Origin of the sequence: Mammaliicoccus sp. B-M6, assembly GCF_022386965.1 — a bacterium.
In the GTDB taxonomy this organism is placed as follows: Bacteria; Bacillota; Bacilli; order Staphylococcales; family Staphylococcaceae; genus Mammaliicoccus; species Mammaliicoccus sciuri_A.
Window position 1 is genome coordinate 43,597 of the sequence record NZ_JAJNHJ010000004.1, and the last position, 21,995, is coordinate 65,591.

A 21,995-nucleotide genomic window follows, 5' to 3' on the forward strand; every position below is an offset into this window, starting at 1 on the left:
TTTGCAATTTAATAAGATCAAGAATTAATGGAGGTGTATCTTCCATTATTCTGAATTCTGGTAATTAGGTGGGCGCTCTCTTACGGACATTTCTCAGAATTCTGTCCCTAACAGCCACGCCACCATCTCATTCAACAAAAAAATCTCGTCACGAGTACTTCACTCTGTGACGAGATTTTCATAATATTTATTATCTTTTTTCTAATTCTGATTTTAGTAATTGGTTCACGATTTGTGGGTTTGCTTGGCCTTTTGAAATTTTCATAATTTGACCTACTAAGAAGCCCATCGCTTTGCCTTTACCATTTTTGAAGTCTTCTACTGATTGTGGATTATTGTCTAATGCTTCTGTAACGAATCCTAATAGTGTTGCTTCATCAGATATTTGTACAAGACCTTTGTCTTTCATAATTTGATGTGCGTCTCCACCGTTTTCAGCTAATTCAGGGAATACTTTCTTAGCAATTTTACTACTCATTGTGCCATCTTCAATAAGTTTAATCATACCTGCTAAGTTTTCTGGTGTTAATGCAGTATCTTGTAATTCGATTTGATTTTTATTTAAGTATTCATTAACGCCACCCATTAACCAGTTAGATGTTAATTTAACGTCTGCACCATGTTCAATTGCTGCTTCAAAGAAATCTGACATTTCTTTAGTTAATGTTAATACATGTGCATCATAAGCTGGTAATCCTAATTCATTAACATAACGTTCTTTACGTACGTCTGGTAAATCTGGGATTGTTTGACGTACACGTTCTTTCCACTCATCATCAACATATAATGGTACTAAATCTGGCTCTGGGAAGTAACGATAGTCATCTGAACCTTCTTTAACACGCATTAAAATTGTTTCACCTGTTGATTCGTTGAAACGACGTGTTTCTTGTAAAATTTCGCCACCAGCTAATAATACTTCTGCTTGGCGTTTTTCTTCATGTTCAAGACCTTTACGGACATAGTTAAATGAGTTTAAGTTTTTAAGCTCAGCTTTTGTACCGAATTCTTCTTGACCATATGGACGTAATGAAATGTTGGCATCACAACGTAATGAACCTTCTTCCATTTTACAATCTGATACGCCTGTATATTGAATAATTGCACGTAATTTTTCTAAGTAAGCATATGCTTCTTTAGGAGAACGAATATCAGGTTCAGAAACGATTTCGATTAAAGGTGTTCCTTGACGGTTTAAATCAACTAAAGAATATCCATCTTTATGTGTTAATTTCCCTGCATCTTCTTCCATGTGTAAACGTGTGATACCAATACGTTTAGTTTCTCCATCTACTTCAATATCAATCCAACCATTTTCACCAATTGGTTGATCGAATTGAGAAATTTGATAAGCTTTTGGATTATCTGGGTAGAAATAGTTTTTTCTATCAAATTTAGATTCTTTCGCAATATCCATATTTAATGCCATTGCAGCACGCATAGCCCAATCAACAGCTGTCTTGTTTACAACTGGTAATACGCCTGGATATGCTAAGTCAATAACGTTTGTATTTGTATTAGGTTCCGCACCGAAATGAGCGGGTGATGGTGAAAACATTTTTGATTCTGTTTTTAATTCGACGTGAACTTCTAAGCCGATAATTGTTTCAAAATGCATTCAGTTTCACACTCCTTGTAAAGTTTTATAGTCATCATGTAAGTTATATTGTGTTTCATATTGATAAGCAACTTTGTATATCGTTTTTTCATCGAATGGTTTACCAACAATTTGTAAACCAATTGGACGACCATTTGATTTACCACAAGGAATAGAGATTGATGGTACACCTGCTAAGTTAACTGGAATCGTTAAAATATCATTAGCGTACATTGTTAATGGATCATCAATTTGTTCACCAATATTGAATGCTGTCGTTGGTGCAGTTGGTCCTACGATAACATCATAGTCTTCAAATACTTTTTCGAAGTCTTGTTTGATTAATGTACGAACTTTTTGAGCTTTTTTGTAGTAAGCATCGTAATAACCAGAACTTAATGCGAATGTTCCAAGCATAATACGACGTTTAACTTCATCTCCAAAGCCTTCACCACGAGATTTTTTGTATAGTTCTTCTAGTGTATTTGCTGATTTTGAATGATAACCATAACGGATACCATCAAATCTAGCTAAGTTAGCTGATGCTTCAGAAGATGCAATAATATAGTAACTTGCTACACCGTATTTAGTATTTGGTAATGATACGCGATCAACTGTAGCACCTAAAGATTCTAAAGTTTTAACCGCTTCATTTACTGAATTCTTAACTTCTTCAGATACACCAGAGCCAATGAACTCTTCTGGTACAGCTACTTTTAAGCCTTTAATATCTTTACCAATTTCAGACGTAAAGTCTACATCTTCAATCGGAGCACTTGTTGAATCTTGTGCGTCATGTCCAGAAATCGTTTCTAAAATTAACGCATTATCTTTAACACTACGTGTAATAGGTCCAATTTGATCTAATGAAGAAGCAAATGCTACTAGACCAAAACGAGATACACGACCATATGTAGGTTTCATACCAACAACACCACAGTATGATGCTGGTTGACGGATTGAACCACCAGTATCTGAACCTAATGCAAATGGTACTAAGCTTGCTGCAACAGCTGCTGCTGAACCACCTGATGAACCACCTGGTACGGCTTTATGGTCAAATGGATTAACAGTTGTCTTGAAATAAGAGTTCTCATTTGAACCACCCATTGCAAATTCATCCATGTTAAGTTTACCAACTAAAATACCATTTTCAGCATTTAATTTATTCATAACTGTTGATTCATATATAGGAATAAAGCCTTCTAACATTTTACTTGCACATGTAGTTTCTACACCTTCAGTAATAATATTGTCTTTGATACCCATCGGAATACCAAATAGCTTACCTTCCATTTTACCTTCAGCTTGTAATTTATCTTGTTCTTCAGCTTTTTTAATTGCTTGTTCTTTATCTAAAGCTAAGAATGCTTTAATATTTGCGTCGTTTGCTTCTATCGCATCAAAAATATCTCTAACAATTTCAGATGGCTTAATTTCATTATTTTTAATCATTTCTGATAAACGTTCAATTGTTTCATAACGAATTGTCATGCTTTAGTCCTCCTCGTTCATAATTGCTGGAACTTTAAATTGCCCCGCTTCTTTTTCTTTCGCATTAAGTAATGCTTGTTCTTGAGGAATTCCTGATTCACTCTTATCTTCTCTTAGAACATTTTGTAAGTCTAATACGTGGAATGTTGGTTCAACATTTTCAGTATCAACTTCATCTAATTGTCCTGCAAAGTTTAAGATCTTTTCTAAAGATTGTGTGAATTCATTGACTTCGTCTTGTGAAACTTCAAGTCTAGCTAAATTAGCAACATGTTCAACTTGTTCAGATGTTACCTTCGTCATGTGCGACGCCTCCTTAGTTAATCTAACATCATATAATTTTAACAAATTTTCATATAAAAATCTAAAGTTATTAAAAATTAACTACATGAAAGCGCATACATTGTGTATAATAAATTATCAGAATTTTTTCTGAATTTTATGTCAATGAGTGAGAGGTGGTTTTTCATGTTTATACTTGGAAATACTTTTAAGAATGTTAAAGTCGAAACTTCTTGGGAAACATATGTCATGATTGCTATTTATTTTGCCATTTTATTAGCAATTGGATTTTATGCTTACAAACGTTCGACAAGTACGCTTGATGAATATATGTTAGGCGGCAGAGATTTAGGTGCACTTGTTACTGCCCTATCAGCAGGTGCTTCAGACATGAGTGGTTGGATGATTATGGGCTTGCCGGGATCTGTATATAGTATCGGTCTATCAGCAACTTGGATTGCGATTGGACTTACAATTGGTGCTTGGCTTAATTACATACTCGTCGCTTCACGTTTGAGAATTTATACTGAACTGACTGATAACGCTATTACTTTACCTGACTTTTTTGAAAAAAGATTATCCGATCATACAAGAATCGTTAAAGTCATTTCGGGGTTAGTTATCGTTGTATTCTTTACGCTATACACACATTCTGGAATGGTAGCTGGTGGCGTACTATTTAATAGTGCATTTGGACTAGATTACCATGTTGGTTTATTTATAGCCGCTAGTATTGTTATTTTGTATACACTTTTCGGCGGTTATTTAGCTGTATCATTAACGGACTTCTTCCAAGGTGTCATTATGATCTTAGCATTGGTATTAGTACCTATCGTTGCGTTATTAAAGTTAAATGGTCTAGACACGTTTAGTGAAGTTGGTGATTTAAAACCTACGAATTTAGATTGGTTCAAAGGTACAACAACAGTTGGTATCATCAGTTTACTTGCTTGGGGATTAGGTTACTTCGGTCAACCACATATTATAGTACGTTTTATGTCTATCAAAACGCATAAACTAATGCCTAGAGCACGTAGAATTGGTATTTCATGGATGGCAATTTCTTTATTAGGTGCTTGTGTGACAGGATTAATTGGTATTGCTTTTGTTGAACACACTAATATAGAAGTTAAAAACCCAGAAACAATCTTTATCGTGATGAGTCAAATTTTATTCCATCCACTCATTGCAGGGTTCATCTTAGCAGCAATTTTAGCTGCGATTATGAGTACAATTTCATCACAGCTTCTTGTGACATCTAGTGCATTAACACAAGACTTTTACATGTTATTGCGCAGAAAAACGTTACAAGATAAAAGTCATGAAAAGGAATTTGTTCTTGTAGGACGCTTATCTGTTTTACTTGTATCAATCGTTGCGATGTACATCGCGTGGAATCCAAATGATACAATTTTAAATTTAGTTGGTAATGCTTGGGCTGGATTTGGCGCAGCATTTGGACCTTTAGTTTTATTATCACTATATTGGAAACGTCTAACTAAATACGGCGCGATTGCAGGAATTTTGACTGGTTCATTAGTCGTTATTTTCTGGATACTCATGAAAGATCATGGTGGCATTTTTGAATTTTATGAAATCATACCTGGATTTATTTCAAGTATAATCGTAACAGTTATTGTCAGCTTAATGACAAAACCACCTGTTGAATATGACCTTAAAAAGTTTGATGAAATGGAACAAATTTTAAAAAGCTAAAAATTTTTAAAAAAGTTTACATCGTAATTTTATGAGCAAAATAAGTCATATGCATATCCTTTGTAAACATTTACACCGCAAGGCATAGAGCAATATTAAATATGAACAAATTGTGACATCATTCTATATAAATGATAAACTGAATATACGGATAATTTACTTTTTACCCTTTGATTATTATTTCATTTGTGTATAATGGTCAACGTGCAACTTTAAAATACATAAAAATAAAGGAGCGGGATTATGTTTATTTTAGGACAAATTGATGCGAGTGCTGGAGTTGCTTCAGGCTGGCAAACTTATTTCATGATTATAGTCTATTTTGTTGTTCTATTAGCAATTGGTTATTATGCTTATAAACAATCAACAAGCAATTTAGATGAGTACATGTTAGGTGGCCGTAGTATAGGTCCTTATGTAACAGCATTATCCGCTGGTGCATCCGATATGAGTGGTTGGATGATTATGGGACTTCCTGGTGAAGTTTACAGTATTGGATTATCAGCAACTTGGCTTGCTATCGGTTTAACAGTAGGTGCATGGTTAAATTACATATTAGTCGCACCGAAATTACGTGTATATACTGAACATACTGGAAATGTTATTACTATTCCAGACTTCTTCGAGAAACGTGTTGCAGATAATACACATGCTTTAAAAATTATTTCAGGTATTATCATTGTAGTATTCTTTACGCTATATACTTCAGTTGGTATGGTATCAGGTGGTACTTTATTCGAAAGTGCATTCGGTATGGATTATCGTCTTGGTATTATCTTAACTGGTGGTATCGTTGTATTATATACATTCTTCGGAGGATATTTAGCTGTTTCTCTAACAGACTTCTTCCAAGGTGTGATCATGTTAATAGCGATGGTTATGGTACCTATCGCAGCATTATTAACATTAAACGGGTTAGATACTTTCCACACTGTAGCAGAAGTTAAACCAACTAACTTAGATTGGTTTAAAGGAACTTCAGTTGTAAGTATTATAGGATTAATTGCATGGGGACTTGGTTATTTTGGACAACCACATATTATCGTAAGATTTATGTCTATTAAATCACATAAACAATTACCAACAGCAAGAAGATTCGGTATTGGTTGGATGGCTATTTCATTATTAGGTGCATGTTTAGTTGGTTTAACTGGTATTGCATACATTCATGATACGAGCCAAACAATTGATAACCCAGAAACAATCTTTATCTTAATGAGTCAAGTGTTATTCCACCCATTAGTTGGCGGGTTCTTCTTAGCAGCAATTTTAGCAGCTATTATGAGTACAATTTCATCTCAATTACTCGTTACATCAAGTGCTTTAACACAAGACTTCTATAAAATCATAACTAAAAAACGTGGTTATGAGCCAAATAGAGATAAAGAATTTGTTATGGTAGGTAGATTTGCAGTATTAGCTGTAGCAGTCGTGGCAATATTACTTGCTTGGACTCCAAACGACACTATCCTTAACCTTGTAGGTAATGCTTGGGCAGGATTCGGTGCAGCATTTGGACCACTTGTATTAATGTCATTATACTGGAAAGGCTTAACGAAAAACGGTGCAATCGCAGGTATGGTTACGTCTTCAATCGTCGTACTATTCTGGATTATGATGAAAAGTCATGGCGGTATTTTCGAATTATACGAAATTATCCCAGGATTCTTCACAAACATCGTCGTTACAGTTATTGTAAGTTCATTTACTAAAAAACCAGACAAAGAAGTTATCGATAACTTAGATCGTATGAAACGTATATTAAAAGAAGATTAATATGGAAGAGGGAGCGGGACAGAAATCTAATTTATATAAAAAGATTTCGTAGTCCCGCCCCGGCAAGGATGACTAGAGTTGAAAAAAGCTTGGTACAAGCGCATTTTCAATTCAGACATCTACTGCCAAGATACTAAAAGAGTCTGAGACATTACATTATGTCCAGACTCTTTTCTTATGGAAAAATAGCTGTATATATGGGGGCTATGTTGCTTGTTTGGAGTGTCTTGCAACATACGAGTGTTCTATGTTGCTTGTTTGGTCAGTCTTGCAATATAGGAGAGCTCTATGTTGCTTGTTTGGGCAGTCTTGCAATATACGAGTGTTCTATGTTGCTTGTTTGAATAGTCTTGCAATATACGAGTGTTCTATGTTGCTAGATTGGACAGTCTTGCAATATACGAGAGCTCTATGTTGCTTGTTTGGGCAGTCTTGATAAATACAAAGCTCATATTTATCTTGTTTAGTCAGTCTTGATAAATACGAGGTCCTCCAACATTGCTTGTCGCACCCCACTTGCAATGTTCAAACCCATATTTCTGAAAATACGAAAAGAGTCTGGAACATTTCTGTTCCAGACTCTCTTTTTAATTATTTATAAATATGAATTTGTGGTTCGTCATCATCTTTAGTCTTTGTAATTAGTGCTTGTGGTTCTTCTCCGTCTACGATAGAGATTTCTAAATCATCTATACCTTTAAAGTATTTTTGAGATAGGTCTGCTACGTACTGAGTCACACCAATTACTTCTGCTTTTCCATAATAATCAAGTGGTACTTTTATTTCTAGTTCTGTCAGTTTATCGTCATCAAATTTACCTGTTCCTACTGATTGTGTAAAGTTAGGGAAGTATTTTTGTAAGTCTTGATTGAACTGTTCAAAATTAGAATTTAAATTTTCATCTAAATCTGCTGCATCGTTTGATGGGATTGTGACATATTTTTGGTTCATTTTTTCCCAACTTTTAACGTTACGCTTACCGCCTTCACTAGAAGCATAAGAAACGAATTTACCTGGTTTGATGTCACCTTCTCCAGATTGTATGAATATACCGAAGTTAATTGGAATATTTTTAAGGTCATCTCTTACACGAAGACGTGAAAGGATTTCTTCAGCCATCTCTTTACCTTTTTTCTCTACTTCTTTGTTATCCAGTTTCTTCGTATATGTTTCACCGTATTCTTCTTTTTGGTAAACATATTCACTATTCATGGCTAAACCAATTGTCATACCAGAAATCTTTTGTTTTTTAGCATCACTTTCTGTGAAGTAATCTTGTTCGATGATATGTGATAAATATGTAGGTGAATTCTCAGCTATTTTTTCAGGATCTGTTTCTCCTTTATGAGTTGGATTCAAACCTAAATTTTCTCTTGCATTATTTTGTTCTTTTTCGTCATCACTCATATCTTTGATTTCTGCTTTAGTATATTTAGGTGCTAAATATGCTCTCACAGTATCTTTATCTAAGAATTGGCCATCTCTGTATAAGTAATCATCAGGTGAAAATGTTTGTTTACTTATATCTAACAATCCACTTTCAAATGCTTCACTGTTATAACTAGAAATCATATTATCTTGTGTTAAACCTCTAGCAGCACTTACTTTAAACGGTAGTAATGTTCGATAATAATCACTGGAAATTTGCATACCTGTAGAAATTTGCTTTGTTTGCTCTTTTTCTTTATCTGATTTATCTTGATTATCTTTTTGGGTAGTATCTGATGAACATGCTGTAAGCAATATTACAGACGCTAAAATAAGAAATCCTTTTTTCATATCTTTAACCTCTATTCATTGATATTACGATATTTGTTTAACCAATCTTCTTCTGACCAAACTTCTATATTTAATTTTTCTGCTTTTTCAAGTTTGGATCCAGCATCTTCACCAGCAATAACAACATCTGTATTTTTAGTGACACTTCCTGTTACTTTTGCACCTAATGATTGGATTACTTTTGTTGCTTCAGGTCTTGTCATCTCTGTCATTTTACCAGTTAAGACGAATGTTTTTCCAGTAAAATCTGGATGACCTTCTATTTCAGATTGCTTAATACCTGTATAAGTCATGTTAACATTTTTCTGTTTAAGTTTATCGATTAATACTTTTATATCATCATTTTCCATATAAGTAACAAGTGATTGAGCCATCTTATGACCCACATCTGGAATTTCAGTTAAATCTTCTATCGTTACTTCGAATAAACGATCAATTGTTTCATATTTTTCAGCTATTACACGACTTGCTTTCGTACCTAAATGTCTTATACCTAAACCAAATAATAAATGTTCAAGTGATTTTTCTTTTGAAGCTTCGATTGCTGTTAATAATTTATGAACTTTCTTCTCACCCATTCTTTCCAATGGTAGTAAATCATCTTTAGTTAAATAATATAAATCCGCAACATCTTTAATTTTATCGTTTTGATAAAGTTGTTCGATGATTTTATCTCCTAAACCGTCGATATTCATTGCTTGTCGTGATACGAAATGAATCATACCTTCTACTAATTGAGCAGAACATTTAGGGTTAATACATCTTAATGCAACTTCACCTTCTATTCTAACCAATTCATGCTCACAACTTGGACAGTGTGTAGGCATATGATAAACTTCACTATCTTCGCTTCTTTCTTCAGCAATACTTTTAACGACTTCAGGTATAATATCACCTGCTTTTTTGATGACAACTTTATCTCCTATACGGATATCTTTTTCATGGATTAAGTCTTCGTTATGTAATGATGCACGAGAAACAGTAGTTCCTGCCACTTTAACAGGCTCTAATATCGCAGTTGGTGTCACAACACCCGTTCTACCTATACTTAATTCTATATCTGTTAATGTAGTTAAGACTTCTTCAGCTGGGAACTTGTACGCAATTGCCCATCTTGGTGATTTCTGAGTAAATCCTAATTCTTCTTGCTGACTTAAATCATCAACTTTAATCACAATGCCATCTATATCATATGATAAATTATTGCGTTGTTCAGTCCACTTACTTATAAAAGATAATACGCCTTCTATATCATCAAAAGTTTCTCTTTCTTTGTTTGTCTTAAAGCCTAGTTCATCTAAATTATTTAATGCCTCTGATTGACTATCCGCTTCAATTTCCGTTAAGTCATTAACGCTATATAAGAAAATATCGAGCTTTCTTTTAGCAGTTAATTTAGAATCAAGCTGTCTTAATGAACCAGCAGCAGCATTTCTAGGATTAGCAAATAGTTGTTCACCGTTTTGTTCTTTTTGTTCATTTAAAGAAACAAAAGATTTTCTTGGCATGTATGCTTCACCACGAACTTCAATAGAAAGAGGTTCTTTAATTGTTAAAGGAATGGCATGGATCGTTTTTAAATTTTCAGTGATATTCTCACCTGTTGTACCGTCTCCACGCGTTAATCCTTGAACAAATCGTCCGTTTAAATACTTTAACGATACCGCTAAACCATCAATTTTTAATTCACATGTGTATCGAACATTGTTTACTTTTTCTCTAACTCGTTGATCAAATCTTCTTAAATCTTCTTCGTTAAAAGCATTACCTAATGACAACATAGGTGTATCATGATTAATTTTTTCAAATTGAGATAACGGCGGTCCACCAACTCTAACTGTTGGTGAATCGTCCGTTTTTAGTTCAGGGTGCTTTTCTTCTATAGAGATTAACTCATGCAATAATTGATCATATTCACTGTCAGGAACAGTTGGATTATCTAACACATGATATTCATGGTTATAACGATGTAACAATTGATGAAGTTCTTTAACTCTTGATTTTAAATCTTCCATAGTTTACTCCCCTTTCTTCTCAATAGGTGCAAATTGTGCTAATAGACGTTTTGGTCCTTCTTTTTTGAAGATGATATCTAATTCAACAGAACCATTTTTATCATTTACGGCACTTACCATTCCTTCACCCCATGATTTATGAGTTACTTTATCCCCAACATTCCATGATGTTTCTGGTTTTTGCTTCGTATTCATACGACCTGCAAAACTACGTTTAGGTGTTGATGTTTGTTTTTGCTTGAATGATGTTTTTGGTTTCACGCCATCCAGTAAATCTTCTGGAATTTCTTTTAAAAATCTTGATTTTAAGTTCGCTTGAGATCTACCAAACAATGTACGAGTTGTCGCATGAGATAAGTGTAACTCTTCTTCAGCTCTCGTAATAGCCACATATGCAATTCGGCGTTCTTCTTCCATTTCGTGTTCTTCACCTGATTGAAGACTTCTAAAGTGTGGAAAAATACTTTCCTCCATACCAATGATAAATACAACTTTGAACTCTAGACCTTTCGCTGAGTGCATTGTCATTAATGTTACACCGGCTTCTAAATCTGCATCATCAACATCTGCAACAAGTGATAAATCTGTTAAGAAGTTCATCAATGATTGCTCTTCAACAGGTGTGTTTTTCTCATAGTCTCTTGGTACTGACAGGAACTCATCAATATTCTCAAGTCTACTTTGTGATTCAATCGTTTGTTCGTTCTCTAACATACGTCTATAACCAGATTTTTCTAATATTTGTTCTACAATTTCAGTTACAGATAAGAACTCTTGCTGTTGCATAAAGTTGTTCATCATTTCATAAAATGCTGCGCCTTCTTCAGTAACTTTTTTAGATAAACCGATAAAATCAACTTCTCCTAAAGCATCAAAGTAACTCAATTGATTCATCGCTGCATATTGAGCAATTTTTTGAACTGATGTCGGTCCAATACCTCTTTTAGGTACGTTAATGATTCTTTCAAAACTGATATCATCATTGCTATTTGAAATTAATCTTAAATAACTTAAAATATCTTTAATTTCTTTCCTGTCATAGAACTTTGTTCCACCAACCATTGTATAAGGAATATTAGATTTCAAGAACGTTTCTTCAAGTACACGTGATTGCGCATTTGTTCGATATAACACGGCTATATCTTGGTTTTTATAGCCTTCTTGTTTTTTCTTTAATATTTGACGAATAACATATTCTGCTTCATCTCTTTCAGTTGTTGCTTCATAATATTTTATCTTTTCGCCTGAGTTATTATCCGTCCATAATGCTTTAGGTTTACGTTCAGCATTATTGCGAATCACTTCGTTTGCTGCAGTTAAAATCGTCTTAGTTGATCTATAGTTACGCTCCAAGAAGATTGTTTGTGCATTTGGATAGTCTTCTTCAAATGATAAAATATTTTTAATGTCTGCCCCTCTCCAACCATAAATAGATTGGTCAGAGTCACCTACGACACATATATTTTCAAATTTACTTGCTAATAAATTAACGAGTGTATATTGTGCTTTGTTAGTATCTTGATATTCGTCGACATGAATATATTGGAATTTATTCTGATAGTACTCCAATAATTCAGGCACTCTATTAAATAATTGAATCGTCATCATGATTAAATCATCAAAGTCCAATGCGTGATTTCTAAGTAATTTTTCTTGGTAGCCTTTGTATACACTAGCGACCATATTGGCATGAAAATCACTTGCTTCTTTTTCAGCATATTCTGCTGTTTTTAATTCATTTTTTAAATTAGAAATCGCACCAATAAATGTTCTTGGGTCATATTTTTTACTGTCTATATTTTGTTTTTTCAATATTTCTTTAATAACTGATTTTTGGTCAGTCGGATCTATAATTGTAAAGTTTCTTTCAATTCCAATACGGTCAATGTCTCTTCTTAAGATTCTTACACACATTGAGTGGAATGTAGATATCCAAATACTTTCAGCTTCAGGACCAACTAAATGGCTAATTCTTTCTTTCATCTCTTTAGCTGCTTTATTAGTAAATGTAATCGCCAAAACATTATAAGGAGAAACATCTTTCTCATCTAATAAATACGCAATTCTATGCGTTAATACTCTCGTTTTACCACTACCTGCACCTGCCATAATCAGTAATGGCCCTTGAGTTGTTTTGACTGCTTGTTTCTGTTCGTCATTCATTCTATCTAACAATGCGTTCATAAAAACCTTCCTTTATTGTTTTACTTTTACTGTTTGTAAAGCTTTTTTCAAATCTTCATAAATGGCATTACCGACTACAATTATGTCAGCATATTCTGCCATTTCTTTCGCTTTTTCTAAATTATCTATACCGCCACCATAAATAAGTTGGGCGTTTTCTAAATGTTCTTTAACAGCTTTAACCTCTTCCACTTTTCCATACTTACCACTGTATTCTAAATAAAAAATAGGTAAATGATAAAGTTTATCCACCATTCTTGCATAACTGATTAAATCTTCTTCATCTAAATCTGTATTCGCACCTGTCAATTGCGCTACTTTACTGTCTTCATTCATGACAACATAGCCTTCTAAGAAAATTTCATCAAAATCCATCATATAGCCATATTCCTTAACAGCTTTTTGAAGCAGACCATTATGGAAGTCAACATTATTACTATTTAAAACACTCGGTACAAAATAAAAATCAAAACCAGGCACAACACTTTCAATATTAGAAATTTCAAGTGCGCAAGGTAGCGGATAACGTCTAATTCTACTCATTAAATTAAGTACATTATCTTCCGTAACATTATCAGTACCGCCAATTATAATAGCATCCGTACCAGATTCACATATTTTCATTAAGTCCTCATCTGATATAGATTTCGCTGGATCTAATTTAAATACGTGACTCCACAAATTTATATCGTACATACTTAAACTCCTTTAATTATCATAAGATTAATTATAGCATTTTTAAGATTAAATTCCGAAATGAAATAGGACAATTATCATAAAAAAAGAAGCGAAAAATTTCGCTTCTTACATTGTTCGAGATACGGTTAAGATGAAGTTGTATGTTTGTGAAGATGTGAGGTGTGAGTTTGGTGAACATGTTAGTTTACTGCCTCTTTAACTCACATCTTTTGCGATCTCGTGAGTTTACTGTCTCTTTAACTCACATGTTTTGCAATCTCGTGAGTTTACTCCTTCTTTAACTCACATGTTCAATTTCTCTCACAACTTCTACTTACCGTAATCAAAGTATTCTTCTAATGTTGTGTCTTGTTTATAAATTTTTTCTGCTAATTCTTTACCGACATATCTTAAATGCCATGGTTCATATTGGTATCCTGTTATTTTTTCTTTGCCTAATGGATATCTAATGATAAATCCATATTGATGTGCGTATGTTTTAATCCATTTTCCTTCGTTTGTATTACCGAATGACTTTCTAAAATCATCAGTTGCTGAGTTTGAACCTACATCAAATGCTAATCCTGTCTGATGTTCTGATTGTCCTGGTTTAGCACTATATTGGTTAGCTGCTTCTTCACCATCTCTTGCTACATAATCATTATATAGTTGTTTTTGATTTTCATAAGAACGATATCCGCTTCTAAATACTAAGTCTAAACCTTCATTCGTTCCATCTTGTATTAGTTTATTTAATTGATTTCTTGCAGTACTATTTTCACCTGGGGCATAATCATGTGGTAAGCCTACTTTTTTATTTACAAAAACATGCCCATCAACATAAGTGATGCCATCTTTCTTTGTAACTTTATGTTTCTTCTCTTCTTGCTTTTTAGATTTTTGTGCAGTCTCTTTTTTATCTTTTTGAGTATGTTCTTCTTTAGTAGATTGCTTATCTGTATTCTGATCATCACTACATGCGCTTAATACTAAAGTAGATATGCCAATTATTAAAAATAATTTCTTCATGCGTAAAGCTCCTTATTTCATAAAATTTACTATTTATATACTATTTTAACCAATTAAGGCTGAGACATCCATTAATGTCTCAGCCCCTCATACATATTTATGATTATTTTTCGAAGTCAATATTCATTCTTTCAAGAATCATCGTATATGCATCATTACCCCATTGCAATGAGCGTTTAACTCTTGAGATTGTTGCAGTTGAAGCACCTGATTCTTTTTCTATATGAGCATAAGTGTATCCTTGTTTAATCATTTTAGCCACTTGTAATCTTTGTGACAATGACTGTAATTCATTTACTGTACATAAATCATCAAAAAATTGATAACATTCTTCTCGAGTTTCTAATGTAAGAACTGCATCAAATAGTTCATCTAATGCTTTTCCTCTTAATTTTTCAATTTGCAAAAAATCAACCCCTGTTTAATATAAGTTCATTAATTGCATTTTAACGCACTAACCTATTAAAGTACAGTAAAACGTGTCTTATTCTATACCCGCTCTTCTGAATATTGTATCGACTTGATTTAAATGATGTTTCTCATTGAAGCATTCATCTAATTCTTCAGTACTTAACAAGTTTGTAATTTTTTCATCTTGTTCTACTAATGTTCTAAACGGTGTTTGAGTTTCCCATGATTCCATTGCTTTTGGTTGAACGATATCATATGCTTCTTCTCTTACCATACCTTTATTAATTAACGTTAACATAACACGTTGTGAATAAATTAAACCAAATGTTTTATCGATATTACGTTTCATATTTTCTGGATATACTGTTAAACGATCGATGATATTCGTAAATCTGTTTAATGCATAATCCAATGCGATTGTTACGTCTGGTAACATAATTCTTTCAGCAGATGAATGTGAAATATCTCTTTCATGCCATAATGGTACATTTTCATAAGCTGTCGTAATATATCCTCTAATCACACGTGCTAAACCTGTAACATTTTCTGAACCAATTGGATTACGTTTATGAGGCATTGCTGAAGAGCCTTTTTGACCTTTAGCAAAAGCTTCTTCAACTTCACGTGTTTCAGTTTTTTGTAAACCACGAACTTCTACTGCAAATTTTTCAATAGATGTTGCGATTAAACCTAATGTCGCAATGTAATACGCATGACGATCACGTTGAAGTGTTTGCGTAGAAACTGGCGCACAACCTAACCCTAATTCTGTACATACATGCTCTTCAATTTCTGGTGGAATATTTGCAAATGTACCAACTGCACCACTCATTTTTCCAACTTCAATTTCTTCACGAACTCGTTTAAATCTTTCTAAGTTACGTTTCATTTCTGTATACCATAGTGCCATTTTAATACCAAATGTTGTTGGTTCAGCATGTACACCATGTGTTCTACCCATCATTAAAGTTGTTTTATGTTCAATTGCTTTATTTTTTAATACTTCTAAAAATCTTTCTAAGTCTTTTTCAATGATTTCATTTGCTTGTTTAATGACATAACTTAACGCTGTGTCAACAACATCAGTTGAAGTTAAACCGTAATGTACCCATTTACGTTCTTCACCTAAAGTTTCAGAAACTTGTCTTGTGAATGCCACAACATCGTGACGTGTTTCTTGTTCAATTTCTTTAGCTCTATCAACGTCGACCTTAGCATTTTGTCTTATAAGCTTTACATCTTCTGCAGGAATGTGTCCTAATTTACTCCATGCTTCACAAGCTAGTATTTCAACTTCTAACCAAGCTTCAAAACGATTTTGTTCTGTCCAAATATTAGCCATTTCTTCTCTTGAATAACGTTCAATCATTGATAAATTCTCCTAACATATTTTAGTCATTTATAGTATAACAGACTTCTTCGAACACGTACATTGTTTATAAAAAATACAAAATTGTTCGTGATTTATAATTTTATTCCTAATATCTTTCATTATATATTGTAACAGTATGAGAATAAACTAAAAGCAGAAAAAAATCTGGGCCACATTCTCATGTCCCAGATTTATTTTCATTCTTTGTTTTTCTTACCTACGAATTGTATTTCTTGTTTAAGAACTTCGATGTCACCATTTTCTTTCTCAATAAATACAGGTTTTTCAAATCTTTTTACAGGTGTATAACCTTGAGCTTTCATTCTTTTGAGACACATTTCAATTGTTTCATTGTCTTCTACTCTAAACTTCATCCGTATCATACGCCTTTAACTTTTTGCTTCGTACACCTTTAACCCAGAATCCACCGTGTATGTTCTTAGGTTCATAAGCGATTACAAAGGCTTTAGAATCCAATTGTTTAATTGTATCCATTAATTTCAATTCAAATCTACGTGGTGTTAAAATTTGCATCACTAAGCGATCTCCATCTCGTCCTTTAGCAACGTAATGTGTTACACCATAACCTAAATCTCTTAACGTTCTTGGTAAATCCGTTTCATATTCAGCTGTCGTAACATTTACAACGATATATCCTAATGCAATTTTCTCTTCAATTTTCATGCCGACAATGATGCCTGCAGCAAATCCAAGCGCATAAGCTAATATATTCTGAATTTGGTCAAGACTATTGATAACTAAACCTAATCCGATAACATAAACAACTACTTCAAGTACACTAACAGCAGCGGCCACATATCGATATCCTTTTAATGTTAAAATTGTTCTCATTGTTAAACAGGATACATATACTATATTAATGACAAATATAGATAGTACCATTAACCATGGATTATCTAATATAGCTGACATTTAAACCCTCCATAAATCAAAATACTGGAATCATTTTATCAAGCAAACTTATGAAAGTCACGAATTATTTTGGCCATGTGTAACGGTTATAAGGCATTTCTCGTTTATGCGCATTTCTTACATAGTGATTTTGAATAATTTCTTGATCTATTTCACTGATTTTTTTACCTTCTAAGAAGTCATCAATTGCATCATAAGTCACGCCTAATGCTTCTTCATCTGGTAAAGCCGGTTTATCTTCTTCTAAATCAGCAGTTGGTACTTTATTGATTAAATGATCTGGACCACCTAAATATTTTAAAATTGCTTTGCCTTGGCGTTTATTAAGTCCGAATAACGGTGCAACATCACAAGCGCCATCTCCAAATTTCGTATAGAAACCTGTAATATTTTCAGCAGAATGATCCGTACCAAGTACAATTCCACTATTAGCAGAAGCAATTGAATATTGAACTTTCATTCGTTCTCTCGCTTTTTCATTCCCTTTTTGGAAATCAGTTAATTCTACACCCGCTTCTTTCAACGATTGAATACTCGCGTCCACTGCAGGCTTAATATTGACTGTTACACGTTTACTTGGATTGATAAAATCTAATGCATCTTGTGTATCTTGTTCATCAAATTGTTCGCCATAAGGTAATCTTACAGCAATAAATTCATATTGATGATTCTCTTCAGCATTTAATTCATCTACTGTTAATTGCGCGATTTTACCTAATAATGTCGAATCTTGCCCGCCGGAAATACCTAACACTAAAGATTTAACAAAACTATGTGCTTTAACGTAAGATTTCAAGAACCGCTTGATTTCTTCAAATTCCTTTTTGGGATCGATTGATTTTTTAACATTCATTTCTTTGACAATGATTGATTGTAAATCTCTCATGACTCTTCCACATCCTTTATCGCTTCTGCAACTCTTTCTGCCACTTCGAATATTTTTTTATTTTTATTATCCCAACATGCTTTACTTAAATCTACTGGATATTCTTCAGGATTTAAATAACGTTTATTTTCTTCCCATAGTATATCTAGATTGTTAAAAGCAAATTCCCTAATTTCATTTATTTCAGGAAGTGTGTACACACGTTTACCGTCTTTAAAAATGTCTTGATGTAAATCGACAGCTTTAAAATGCTTGATATATTTCATTTTATAAGTATGAACAGGATGGAACATTTTTAATCGTTCTTCTTTATTCGGCTCTTCATCTTCTAAAGTAATATAATCGCCTTCAGATTTATTCGTTTTAGTATTGATAATTCTATAAACATTTTTCTTACCAGGTGTTGTAACTTTTTCAGCGTTGTTAGAAATTTTGATGCGATCTGATAATTCGCCATTTTCTTCTTCAATTGCTACAAGTTTATATACAGCACCTAACGCTGGTTGATCATATGCTGTAATCAGTTTCGTACCGACACCCCATGCCGTTACTTTAGCACCTTGTGCTTTTAAACTTGTAATCGTTTGTTCATCTAAATCATTTGAAGCAAAGATTTTTGCTTCTGTAAAGCCAGCTTCATCTAACATTCTTCTTGCTTCTTTAGATAAATAAGCAATATCTCCTGAGTCTAGTCGAATACCGATAAAATTAATTTTATCTCCTAATTCTTTCGCTACTTTAATCGCATTCGGCACACCCGATTTTAAAGTATGGAAAGTATCTACTAGAAACACACAATTTTTATGTCTTTCAGCATATTTTTTAAACGCTGTATATTCATCATCGTATGTTTGAACCATTGAATGTGCATGTGTTCCTGAAATCGGAATACCAAATAATTTACCAGCTCTAACATTACTTGTAGAATCAAATCCACCAATCATCGCTGCTCTAGCACCCCAAATCGCAGCATCCATTTCTTGCGCTCTTCTAGTACCAAATTCCATTACTATTTCATCACGAACAACTTGTTTAATTCTACTTGCTTTAGTCGCAATTAACGTTTGGAAATTCACGATATTTAAAAGTGCTGTTTCAATAAGTTGAGCTTGAATAAGTGGCGCTTCTACTCTAATGAGTGGTTCATTATTGAAACAAAGTTCCCCTTCTTTCATTGCTCTAATGTTCCCTGTAAATCTCAATGATTTTAAATAATCTAAATAATCATCTTGATATCCAACTTCTCTTAAATACTCAATATCTGATTCTGTGAATTTGAAATGCTCAATAAATTGCACAATTCTTTCTAATCCACTAAAAATAGCATAGCCGCTATTAAATGGCATGCTTCTAAAATACAAATCAAAAATAGCAGTACGCTCATGAATACCATCATTCCAATAAGTTTCACCCATATTGATTTGATATAAATCCGTGTGTAACATCAAACTATCGTCTTCATATTTATACATTATTCAATACTCCTCAGGTTATCTAATTTTATATTATTTTATCATACTTTTTAAATTAAAAATTAAAAAGTAACTTAAATATATCAAGTCATTTACCTCTGTGATAAAATACTAAAGATGTAAAATTTAGAAGGAGGCATACAAATGAAAAATTCTTCATTCAAAAAATTATTTATTATACTTTCAATTATTGTAGCTGTCTCTGGTTTTTCACAAGGAATGCTCTTACCACTTATATCGGTCATCTTTGAACGAAATGGTATTTCAAGTTCATTGAATGGTTTACATGCAACTTCATTATATATAGGTGTATTTTTATCATCATTCTTTATCGAAGGGCTTGTTAGAAAGTCTGGGTTTAAATATATGATATTAGTTGGTGGAGCCATAGTTGCCTTATCTTTATTGTTATTTCCAACTTTAAAGACATTATCTATTTGGTTTATTTTAAGACTATTAATTGGTATTGGTGATAATATGTTACACTTTAGCACGCAAACTTGGTTAACACATATTACACCTAAAGAAAAATTAGGAAGAACGATTTCTGTTTATGGTTTCAGTTTCTCAGCAGGTTTTATGTTAGGGCCCCTTTTAGCTAAACTTGTAGACGTTTCGGAAGCTTTACCATTTATCCTTTCAGCAATACTTTCATTAATAACAATTTCATTAGTCCTTTTAATACACAATGAATTCCCTTCATCAAATGTTAGACCAGTCAGTATATTAAATACGTTAAAAAACTTTGGTGATGTTATAAGAACATCATGGATAGCGTTTATGTTTCCATTATTATATGGATTATTTGAAGCAGGATTACATAGTAACTTCCCTGTTTATGGTTTAAGAAATGGACTTGATGTCACAAGTATTACATTAATCTTACCTGCATTTAGTCTTGGTGCTATTCTTTTCCAAGTACCATTAGGCATGTTTAGCGACATTCATGGTAGAAAGAAAGTATTAACAGGATTAACATTAATCGGCAGCATCGTGTTTATGTTAGGTGACTTTTTACCAACGAGTACATTTATTATGATGGGATTATTCTTAATCGCAGGATTATTCACAGGATCTTTTTATGGATTAGGTGTAAGCTTTATGACAGATTTAACACCAAAGCATAATCTACCTGCTGGTAATTTAATGATAGCCATGTCATTTAGTGTCGGTAGTATCATTGGCCCAATGCTTGGAGGAACGATTATACAATTATCAAACGGCACAATATTCTTTACGATGATTGCTGCGTTTGTATTTATCGTCTTTATTCTATTACTTATTCATAGAACACCTACAAAAGTTGAAGCATAATTTAAGCTATTAATAAAAATTAAAATCGCATCGTTAAAATATAATGAGAACCCATAGACTTTGATCAATTCAAATGTCTATGGGTTTATTTTTTATATATTTTTTTGATATTTTAAATATTCAGAACTTTCAATTGATATGTTTCGTTATGCATGTTATAGTATCATTTATAATTAAATAAATACTTTAACTTGGTAGAGAGTAAAAGCGAGGTTTATAATATGGATTATGTAAAATACAGAGATGACGTTATTCAAAAGAAAGAAAAAGAACTTAAATTTCTAAAATATTTTAGTACTCGAGATTTCGAAGTGATTGATATGAGCTTCATAGAGAAACTTCATTGGAAACAATTAACACAAGATGATTTGAATAGTTTAGATACTAGAAGTATTTGGAAAAATGGCGATGCATTTTATAGTTTAAGAAATGATTGGACGGATCAAATCCAACATTATAGTCGTGAATATAACCTTGATGCACGTTCCGTAACATATGCTGGCCCTATCGCAATTAATGAACATATATATACAAATTTAGGTGTTGAAATTTTCAATCCTAAAAGGAATGACATGTTGCAATGTTATGAATATATACATGACTTTATCCAAAATGAACTTGATTTAAATGTTGATTTTGCTGTTATTGGGCATTATCAATTATTTGATCTTTTACTTTCTAAAGAAGAACAAAACGAAGAATTATTTACGGCTATTAGTGAAAGAAATATTTCAAAAATTTCTAAACTACTTTCACAAAATCATTCACTCGTACAATTACTTAAAACACCTACTCATCAACAATTAGACTTTTTAACAACTTTTGCTGATACTGACCATCCAACTTATAAATCTTTACAATATTGGAAAGCGACATTAGAAGCATCAGGTATTAACCATATACATTTAGATATAACAACAATGCCCCCAAAATCATATTATGTTGGGAGCTTCATTCAGCTTTACGAAAATAACAATAGAAATCCAATCGCTTCAGGCGGGCACTATAACGGTACGTTAGAAGGTTTTGGATTTGGTATTCAACTATCATAGGAGGT

18 protein-coding genes are annotated in these 21,995 nt (G+C 32.9%); 4 read left to right on the forward strand and 14 right to left on the reverse strand.

Annotation, left to right across the window (positions count from 1 at the left end):
• Positions 1-190: 190 nt before the first annotated feature.
• Genes gatB through gatC form a run of 3 tightly spaced genes read right to left on the reverse strand, consistent with a single transcriptional unit; the run spans position 191 to position 3,394 of the window.
• Complete coding sequence (gatB, locus tag LQ693_RS02360; RefSeq protein ID WP_037590579.1) at positions 191-1,618, reverse strand: Asp-tRNA(Asn)/Glu-tRNA(Gln) amidotransferase subunit GatB; 1,428 nt, start codon at positions 1,616-1,618, stop codon at positions 191-193.
• A 6-nt stretch (positions 1,619-1,624) separates the two neighbouring features.
• Complete coding sequence (gene gatA, locus LQ693_RS02365; RefSeq protein ID WP_107565481.1) at positions 1,625-3,091, reverse strand: Asp-tRNA(Asn)/Glu-tRNA(Gln) amidotransferase subunit GatA; 1,467 nt, start codon at positions 3,089-3,091, stop codon at positions 1,625-1,627.
• A gap of 3 nt (positions 3,092-3,094) precedes the next feature.
• Positions 3,095-3,394 carry an Asp-tRNA(Asn)/Glu-tRNA(Gln) amidotransferase subunit GatC gene (gatC, locus tag LQ693_RS02370; RefSeq protein WP_025905135.1) on the reverse strand — a complete coding sequence of 100 codons (300 nt, stop codon included), beginning with the start codon at positions 3,392-3,394 and terminating at the stop codon, positions 3,095-3,097.
• A gap of 165 nt (positions 3,395-3,559) precedes the next feature.
• Here gatC and putP (LQ693_RS02375) point away from each other — a divergent pair, with 165 nt between their 5' ends.
• Both putP (LQ693_RS02375) and putP (LQ693_RS02380) read left to right on the forward strand, forming a co-directional pair.
• On the forward strand, positions 3,560-5,089 hold the full coding sequence (gene putP / locus LQ693_RS02375; protein WP_107565482.1) for a sodium/proline symporter PutP: 1,530 nt from the start codon (positions 3,560-3,562) through the stop codon (positions 5,087-5,089).
• Between the two features lie 243 nt (positions 5,090-5,332).
• A complete protein-coding gene (gene putP, locus LQ693_RS02380) occupies positions 5,333-6,865 on the forward strand; it encodes a sodium/proline symporter PutP (protein WP_025905133.1) in 1,533 nt (510 codons plus the stop codon).
• 591 nt (positions 6,866-7,456) lie between these two features.
• On the opposite strand, the gene LQ693_RS02385 is transcribed toward putP (LQ693_RS02380), so the two are convergent.
• The 11 genes from LQ693_RS02385 to LQ693_RS02435 form a co-directional block, all read right to left on the reverse strand.
• Positions 7,457-8,644, reverse strand: a complete 1,188-nt coding sequence (locus tag LQ693_RS02385) for a CamS family sex pheromone protein (RefSeq protein WP_025905132.1) — start codon at positions 8,642-8,644, stop codon at positions 7,457-7,459.
• An 11-nt stretch (positions 8,645-8,655) separates the two neighbouring features.
• The gene (gene ligA / locus LQ693_RS02390; RefSeq protein WP_025905131.1) at positions 8,656-10,659 is read right to left on the reverse strand and encodes an NAD-dependent DNA ligase LigA; all 2,004 of its coding nucleotides are present in this window, start codon (positions 10,657-10,659) and stop codon (positions 8,656-8,658) included.
• Between the two features lie 3 nt (positions 10,660-10,662).
• Complete coding sequence (gene pcrA, locus LQ693_RS02395) at positions 10,663-12,843, reverse strand: DNA helicase PcrA (RefSeq protein ID WP_107565483.1); 2,181 nt, start codon at positions 12,841-12,843, stop codon at positions 10,663-10,665.
• Positions 12,844-12,855: 12 nt separating this feature from the next.
• Positions 12,856-13,539 carry a heptaprenylglyceryl phosphate synthase gene (gene pcrB, locus LQ693_RS02400; protein WP_107565484.1) on the reverse strand — a complete coding sequence of 228 codons (684 nt, stop codon included), beginning with the start codon at positions 13,537-13,539 and terminating at the stop codon, positions 12,856-12,858.
• Positions 13,540-13,851: 312 nt separating this feature from the next.
• Entirely contained in the window at positions 13,852-14,550 is a 699-nt protein-coding gene (locus tag LQ693_RS02405; RefSeq protein WP_025905128.1) for a M15 family metallopeptidase, read from the reverse strand.
• 103 nt (positions 14,551-14,653) lie between these two features.
• Positions 14,654-14,956, reverse strand: coding sequence for a YerC/YecD family TrpR-related protein (locus LQ693_RS02410; RefSeq protein ID WP_025905127.1), 303 nt, complete (start codon positions 14,954-14,956; stop codon positions 14,654-14,656).
• Between the two features lie 78 nt (positions 14,957-15,034).
• Entirely contained in the window at positions 15,035-16,330 is a 1,296-nt protein-coding gene (purB, locus tag LQ693_RS02415) for an adenylosuccinate lyase (RefSeq protein ID WP_025905126.1), read from the reverse strand.
• Between the two features lie 200 nt (positions 16,331-16,530).
• Positions 16,531-16,707: an NETI motif-containing protein gene (locus LQ693_RS02420; RefSeq protein ID WP_239703053.1), complete on the reverse strand. Its 177-nt coding sequence runs from the start codon at positions 16,705-16,707 to the stop codon at positions 16,531-16,533.
• Positions 16,697-17,266: a DUF2179 domain-containing protein gene (locus LQ693_RS02425; RefSeq protein ID WP_025905125.1), complete on the reverse strand. Its 570-nt coding sequence runs from the start codon at positions 17,264-17,266 to the stop codon at positions 16,697-16,699. Before LQ693_RS02425 ends, LQ693_RS02420 begins: the two co-directional genes overlap by 11 nt.
• Positions 17,267-17,330: 64 nt before the next feature.
• Positions 17,331-18,152 carry an ammonia-dependent NAD(+) synthetase gene (nadE, locus tag LQ693_RS02430; RefSeq protein WP_239703054.1) on the reverse strand — a complete coding sequence of 274 codons (822 nt, stop codon included), beginning with the start codon at positions 18,150-18,152 and terminating at the stop codon, positions 17,331-17,333.
• Positions 18,149-19,624: a nicotinate phosphoribosyltransferase gene (locus tag LQ693_RS02435; RefSeq protein ID WP_025905123.1), complete on the reverse strand. Its 1,476-nt coding sequence runs from the start codon at positions 19,622-19,624 to the stop codon at positions 18,149-18,151. Before LQ693_RS02435 ends, nadE begins: the two co-directional genes overlap by 4 nt.
• Before the next feature lie 144 nt (positions 19,625-19,768).
• On the opposite strand from LQ693_RS02435, the gene LQ693_RS02440 reads away from it, so the two are divergent.
• Both LQ693_RS02440 and LQ693_RS02445 read left to right on the forward strand, forming a co-directional pair.
• Positions 19,769-20,938, forward strand: coding sequence for an MFS transporter (locus tag LQ693_RS02440; protein WP_025905122.1), 1,170 nt, complete (start codon positions 19,769-19,771; stop codon positions 20,936-20,938).
• Positions 20,939-21,159: 221 nt separating this feature from the next.
• Positions 21,160-21,990, forward strand: a complete 831-nt coding sequence (locus LQ693_RS02445; RefSeq protein WP_025905121.1) for an ATP phosphoribosyltransferase regulatory subunit — start codon at positions 21,160-21,162, stop codon at positions 21,988-21,990.
• The last annotated feature ends 5 nt before the right edge of the window (positions 21,991-21,995 follow it).

Bases quoted from the DNA above. Each gene is read 5' to 3' on its own strand.
- gatB (WP_037590579.1), bottom strand. From the start codon at position 1,618: ATGCATTTTGAAACAATTATCGGCTTAGAAGTTCACGTCGAATTAAAA.
- gatA (WP_107565481.1), bottom strand. From the start codon at position 3,091: ATGACAATTCGTTATGAAACAATTGAACGTTTATCAGAAATGATTAAA.
- gatC (WP_025905135.1), bottom strand. From the start codon at position 3,394: ATGACGAAGGTAACATCTGAACAAGTTGAACATGTTGCTAATTTAGCT.
- putP (WP_107565482.1), top strand. From the start codon at position 3,560: ATGTTTATACTTGGAAATACTTTTAAGAATGTTAAAGTCGAAACTTCT.
- putP (WP_025905133.1), top strand. From the start codon at position 5,333: ATGTTTATTTTAGGACAAATTGATGCGAGTGCTGGAGTTGCTTCAGGC.
- LQ693_RS02385 (WP_025905132.1), bottom strand. From the start codon at position 8,644: ATGAAAAAAGGATTTCTTATTTTAGCGTCTGTAATATTGCTTACAGCA.
- ligA (WP_025905131.1), bottom strand. From the start codon at position 10,659: ATGGAAGATTTAAAATCAAGAGTTAAAGAACTTCATCAATTGTTACAT.
- pcrA (WP_107565483.1), bottom strand. From the start codon at position 12,843: ATGAACGCATTGTTAGATAGAATGAATGACGAACAGAAACAAGCAGTC.
- pcrB (WP_107565484.1), bottom strand. From the start codon at position 13,539: ATGTACGATATAAATTTGTGGAGTCACGTATTTAAATTAGATCCAGCG.
- LQ693_RS02405 (WP_025905128.1), bottom strand. From the start codon at position 14,550: ATGAAGAAATTATTTTTAATAATTGGCATATCTACTTTAGTATTAAGC.
- purB (WP_025905126.1), bottom strand. From the start codon at position 16,330: ATGATTGAACGTTATTCAAGAGAAGAAATGGCTAATATTTGGACAGAA.
- LQ693_RS02420 (WP_239703053.1), bottom strand. From the start codon at position 16,707: ATGAAGTTTAGAGTAGAAGACAATGAAACAATTGAAATGTGTCTCAAA.
- LQ693_RS02425 (WP_025905125.1), bottom strand. From the start codon at position 17,266: ATGTCAGCTATATTAGATAATCCATGGTTAATGGTACTATCTATATTT.
- nadE (WP_239703054.1), bottom strand. From the start codon at position 18,152: ATGAGAGATTTACAATCAATCATTGTCAAAGAAATGAATGTTAAAAAA.
- LQ693_RS02435 (WP_025905123.1), bottom strand. From the start codon at position 19,624: ATGTATAAATATGAAGACGATAGTTTGATGTTACACACGGATTTATAT.
- LQ693_RS02440 (WP_025905122.1), top strand. From the start codon at position 19,769: ATGAAAAATTCTTCATTCAAAAAATTATTTATTATACTTTCAATTATT.
- LQ693_RS02445 (WP_025905121.1), top strand. From the start codon at position 21,160: ATGGATTATGTAAAATACAGAGATGACGTTATTCAAAAGAAAGAAAAA.